This is a genomic window from Brasilonema bromeliae SPC951 (genome assembly GCF_012912135.1).
Lineage (GTDB): Bacteria > Cyanobacteriota > Cyanobacteriia > Cyanobacteriales > Nostocaceae > Brasilonema > Brasilonema bromeliae.
This window is the reverse complement of record NZ_QMEB01000326.1, coordinates 1-5450: the sequence shown is the minus strand read 5'-3', so window position 1 is coordinate 5450 and position 5450 is coordinate 1. Positions and strand designations below refer to the sequence as shown.

Annotated in this window: 4 protein-coding genes; 2 read left to right on the top strand and 2 right to left on the bottom strand. The window is 41.5% G+C overall.

Going from position 1 to position 5450, the window contains the following annotated elements:
• Positions 1-404 precede the first annotated feature (404 nt).
• Entirely contained in the window at positions 405-1370 is a 966-nt protein-coding gene (locus DP116_RS26700; protein ID WP_169158016.1) for a tRNA (5-methylaminomethyl-2-thiouridine)(34)-methyltransferase MnmD, read from the bottom strand.
• 106 nt (positions 1371-1476) lie between these two features.
• Between DP116_RS26700 and DP116_RS26695 the strand changes: the two genes are divergently transcribed.
• Entirely contained in the window at positions 1477-2295 is an 819-nt protein-coding gene (locus DP116_RS26695) for a sulfurtransferase (RefSeq protein WP_169158018.1), read from the top strand.
• Positions 2296-2328: 33 nt separating this feature from the next.
• On the opposite strand, the gene DP116_RS26690 is transcribed toward DP116_RS26695, so the two are convergent.
• The gene (locus tag DP116_RS26690; RefSeq protein ID WP_339381597.1) at positions 2329-3927 is read right to left on the bottom strand and encodes a hypothetical protein; all 1599 of its coding nucleotides are present in this window, start codon (positions 3925-3927) and stop codon (positions 2329-2331) included.
• Between the two features lie 488 nt (positions 3928-4415).
• Between DP116_RS26690 and DP116_RS26685 the strand changes: the two genes are divergently transcribed.
• Positions 4416-5450, top strand: a 1035-nt coding sequence (locus tag DP116_RS26685) for a FecR domain-containing protein (protein ID WP_339381596.1), incomplete at its 3' end; no start/stop codon positions are given.

Sequence of the window (5450 nt, the reverse complement as noted above, 5' to 3'; positions counted from 1 at the left end):
ACCTCCCTGAGTGTTGACAGGGTTTGACAAAAAAGTATACTCGTTTTTTTTCTACGGTAAATGTTTATAGTCTCATGTAATTGAAACTATTGCTGCCTTATTTTGTTTTATATGTTTTTAGTATAAGCAATTTTTCCAAATAGATTAAATCGGGTTTTTACTGAGATTTTTTTATTTACTCTTCCAACGAAATTATTAACGCATGTTATTTCTATCAAAATAAGGTGTATCGGGTTTTAACTTATGCTTTTGAGATAGTTTTGTACGTATTTGAGCCGTGAAACTGATGTTAATTATCAAACTATAACTACCTCTGCATGTCAGTGAGACTCTGCTATTTATACTGATGACTTTGATCACAGAAATTTTGTATTTTTGATTATACAAAAAGTAAGCGACAAATGCTACATGTTATTTAGTTGATTTTTCGATGACCATCTTTTTCGCCAACTAGAGGTAGACTCTAGAGAAGAAGTTTGTTGCTCTTGTTGTCGCCGTCTCAAAATCACATCACCGGTATCGCACAAATGTGGATCGCGATAAGGAATAGCAGCACGAGTGAGTAAATGTTCCTGTTCTACTTGGGAAAGCGAGGCAAAGGGAGATGGGGAGGATGAAGAGGGAAACACAGAAGGAGAGAAACAGACAAGGATATTTTCCTTCACTCCGTCATCTTTGCCTACTTCTCGATGTCCAGCTACAGTACCGGGTGTCTTTCTTCCCACTGGTGGTGTAGAACCGATTTGGAGTCCAGCCGCCAAAAGTGCTGTACGTACAGCAGCAGCACAAGAGTAAGTGGCAAGTAAGCCATCTATGTCTAAACAAAGGGACAGTTGTTTGATAAATTCAATAGTCCATAACTGAGGACAATGAGGTGGTGAAAACGGATCGAGAAAAATTGCATCAGCCTTAAAACCTGACTGGTGAATAAATCTTATCGAGTTTCTGGCATCACCAATAAGTAGAGTTGCTTTGAGACGCTCTTGCACCAATTGATGTTCAAAGGCTAACTCGGTCAAAATTTGGGTGTATTGGTATTCCCAATTGTCGAATAAGTGATGAGCGATCGCAGCTTGTGGTACAGCTGTATTCAGTTCTAAACCAATAACTTCTATATAACAGTTGGGATTGACTGTCCAAATTGTTTGTAAAGCAGCCGCTGTATTATATCCCAAACCATAACAAACGTCCAACAAGCGCACTGTTGGTTTGTGTGCTTTCAACGGTAGTTGAGTAGGAACCGCAAACTTGAGAAAACTCTCCTGACGCGCTCCAAAATGGCTGTGAAACGACTCGCCAAACTCATGAGAAAAAAAAGTGAACGAGCCATCTGCTGTGAGCTTGGGTGTAAAATTGTCTAAGTCTGACATAGTTATAGATAGTGGTTAGTCGTTAGTGATGAGTGGTGAGTAGAGAGTGGCACACCTAACAACTAACAATAAACAATAAACAATGACCAATGACCAATCTGAGTTTATGACCAACACCCCTTTTGTTGTTTCTTGTGAATGGCTACTTCAACATCTTGATGACGCCCAAGTTGTGATCGTGGATTGTCGCTTCTCTCTGGCTGATCCACAACTGGGACGACAGCAATACCAAGAAAGTCATATCAATGGAGCGTATTACTTAGACTTGAATCAGGATCTTTCCAGTCGAGTCGAAGAACATGGAGGAAGACATCCTTTACCTAACCCGATTGAATTAGCGAATAAGTTATCAACAATCGGAGTCCATTCTCAAAAAACTCTAGTTGTTACTTACGATGACTCCCGACTTGCCTTTGCATCTCGTTTATGGTGGCTATTACGTTATCTTGGACACGAGCAAGTCGCTGTCCTAGATGGAGGGTTTTCTGCGTGGAAAAAAGCTGGTTACCCTGTTACAGATGTCATTCCTGAACCTCAAATAGTGACTTTTAGCCCTGATTTACAACCACAGATGGAAGTGGATATTTCGGCCGTCAAAAGCCGGAAAGATTTACCAGAAGTAGCGTTGGTTGATTCACGAGAAAGCGAACGTTATCTAGGAATTAAAGAACCAATTGATAAAATTGCTGGTCATATTCCTGGTGCGGTTAATTATCCTTGGCAAGAAGTGACAGATGCTGCAGGTTTTTTACTTCCGCAACAACAGCAACGTCAACGCTGGTTAGAGTTGGAAAATGCAAAGGAATTTTTTGTCTATTGTGGTTCTGGCGTCACTGCTTGTGTGAATTTACTCTCTCTGGAAGTCGCTGGAATTCCGAGAGGTAAACTTTATGCTGGTAGCTGGAGTGACTGGATTAGTTATTAGGCATTTGTGATTTATGACGCTCAAAGAGAAGACTCAAAAACGACCTAATTCCAAATTGTAGTTAATACTGAAGAACCAGCCATCAACATCAATATTTCTGTCAGTTGAGCTACCCAAAGTAACACCTCCCTGTACACTAAGATTTGTGTAATTTGATAGCCCATAAGTGAAGTGGCCATATAACCGATGGTATATGTCTTCTCGCTGACGTCGCGTGAAGTCTGATAAACCAAACTGATAATCAAGACCAATTTGGAGTGATGGTTCTAAGTAGTAGTTCAAAGAAACCCACGCAGTATGAATCAGTCGATCGCGATTGTCTTGTTGACTGGGAGGATCAGTTAAGCTCAGACGCAATTCGTAGAAACTATCTAACATTAATTTAGATGTGAGGGGGTCTCGTCGTCCCAAAGACAGGCGGAAAGAATCTTCATTCAAAAAGCGCTGACCAGCGTCAAAATTAGTACCATTTCTTGCATAGAATAACTGTTGATTACTCCATCCAATTTCCCCATACATTTGCGACGAGAACTGCTGGAAAATACCAACATTGAATCTCACTTGGTTGTAATTGTATTTTGATTGATTAATGTAACGCATTAAGTTGCCATCGATTGATCCATTCAAAAAAGTTCTGTTTCCTAAGCGTATAGGCATAGAAGCTAGTGTTAATCCAGAGTAAATCAAGCCGTCTTCTATGGGAGCTACTGTTGAGGAAAAAATATTATTTGTATGAAAATAGCCTACATGAGCCTGTAGATAACCTATAGATCTCTCAGGACGCTTTGGGGGTTTCTGCGGTTCTAATGGTTTTGTTGGTCGTGCCCTTATTATTCCTAGTTCAGAATCGCTAACTTCGGTAGACGCTTGCTTTTTCTCCTGCAACAATTGCGATAGCCTCTTCAATCTTTGTGCGTAATCAATTTCAGGTAATTGCAATCGTTGCTCTATAGCTGGTGAGGAAGGTTGGAGAAAATCAGCGGGTTGACCTTCTAGCTGTGGCAAATTATCCGGTGTAGAGGGTGCAGGTCGTGGTGCTGGGGTGGGTGCAGAACGTGGTGCTGGAGGTGGTGCTGGAGATGGTGCTGGAGGTGGTGCTGGAGTGGGTGGTGTTGATGTGGGTGCTGTTGGTGCTGCTGGTGGTGTTGGTGCTGCTGGTGGTGGTGCTGGAGTTTGATTTCCTTCAGGTACTGGCGGTGGATTTTGTTCAAGAGTTGGTGAGGGTGGCGGTGTCTGATCTGGTGGTGTCTGGGAATATAAATTTGAGATTCTATCATAAGTATTTGCAGGGTAGCTTGTAGAGGCAAAAGAGCCAGAAAACATGCCCTCTTTTTCCTGAGAACGCCCTACTTTTTTACCAAAATTTATTTTTTCTACTTCTTTGCGAGATATTTGCCCACACTCTTGCCACAATTGAGCGGGTATCCATGCAACCCCTAAAAATGTTATTCTTGATTTTAGATCATCTTCAGTCATTGATCGGTCTGTATTAGCAGCCTGCGCCGCATCTACCTTCTTGATGTAAAACAAGATTGCACTACTATAAGCTAATACAATCCAAAAGAACAAATTTATCCAGCCCTTGGGTTGCATATTTAATCTTTCATTTTTGGCAACAGTAGACTCACTCACTGTGCTAAAAGTTCCATTGGAAAAAATTATAATTTCAAGAGACTTTAGCGACAGTCTTTGGTAAATGTACCCATTTTTATATGAAAAACGCAAATAAACTGTTACTGACTCCGCCCTGAAGGGTCGGGACTTGAAAACAGAGGTAATGTCTACTTCTTAATTCAAGTTAAATCAGTGTCTAGCCATTTATATCATTAAGAGGTATGTATGAAGCTTACACTATAGTTTCTCAAAGACGAGTTTTCTTAAAATAAACTATCATGACCGATTAACAGTATAATTACAGATAAAATCAAATTAAATAATAAATTAGAGTTAAGCATATTCACGTAAACAATGGCAATAACAGATAATAGGCTTAAACTGTCAACATTAGAACCCGTCTTCAACTGGTTTGGTATCAGTAAAATTATCCGAGGCTCCAAACTATGTTTCGTAAGTTTTTTCTACTCATAATCATTAGTTTCTGGGGAGTTGTTATGTTCCCCATGCCAAAACAAGCAAATGCTACAACTCCTTTGAGTGTTGCTGTCATTCAAAACCTCCGCAATTTGGTGCAACTCATGCCGCACAAGAACTCTAAGCGTGCGGCACGGAAATCGGATTCTATGAGTCCGGGAGATAAGTTATCTACAGGGCGATCTGCTTTGGCAGACTTACGTTTTAACGACGGGTCTTTGGCTCGGATCGGAGAACAGGCGGTTTTTCAATTCTTGCCACAAAGAAGAAACTTTAACCTTGACCATGGGACAGTACTGCTCCTCATCCCACCAGGCAGGGGACAAACACGTATAAGTACGCCAAATGCAGCAGCAGCAATTCGCGGTTCAGCATTATTTGTACGTTATGACCAGGAAACGGATACCACGATTGTTGGTGCACTGACAAACAGTGGCATTCAAGTTTCTAATAAAGATGCTTCTCAAAAACGAGAGCTACAAGCAGGACAGCTGATAGTTCTAGTTAAAGGGGAATTGAAAGGTTTATACGATTTTGATCTAAGAACTTTTTATGAAACGAGTACCCTGGTTCGGGATTTAAATCTGACTTTAAGAAATGGTATACCAAATTCAGATCCGGCGATCGCCAGCGTTCAAGCTGAAACTGCTGCTGCTGTTGCTGCACAATCGCCAGTGGCTGGTCAGGACGTTGTTGAAAACCCACCTTTTGTAAAGCCAACGACTTCCCCTAATTTACCCAGTAACAACATTACCAGAGATAATTCCCCAGTTCCCGGTATAATCGATAACCAAGATCTTGTGTCAAATCCTGTTTCATCTTCCACACCCAAGCCTAGGTCTATACCTACGGATTCGGGGACGCCGCCAACCAACGAACCAACTACTACCACATCACCAATAGTTACACCTTCTGGGCCAGTAACTCCTGTGCCAGTCACACAACCGACAATTACAGCACCACCGGTGACTCAGCCTTCTGTGCCAGTCACACAACCGACAATTACAGTACCACCGGTGACTCAGCCTTCTGTGCCAGTCACACAACCGACAATTACAGTACCA

Coding starts and splice junctions, on each gene's coding strand:
- DP116_RS26695 (WP_169158018.1), top strand. CDS start 1,477: ATGACCAACACCCCTTTTGTTGTTTCTTGTGAATGGCTACTTCAACAT.
- DP116_RS26700 (WP_169158016.1), bottom strand. CDS start 1,370: ATGTCAGACTTAGACAATTTTACACCCAAGCTCACAGCAGATGGCTCG.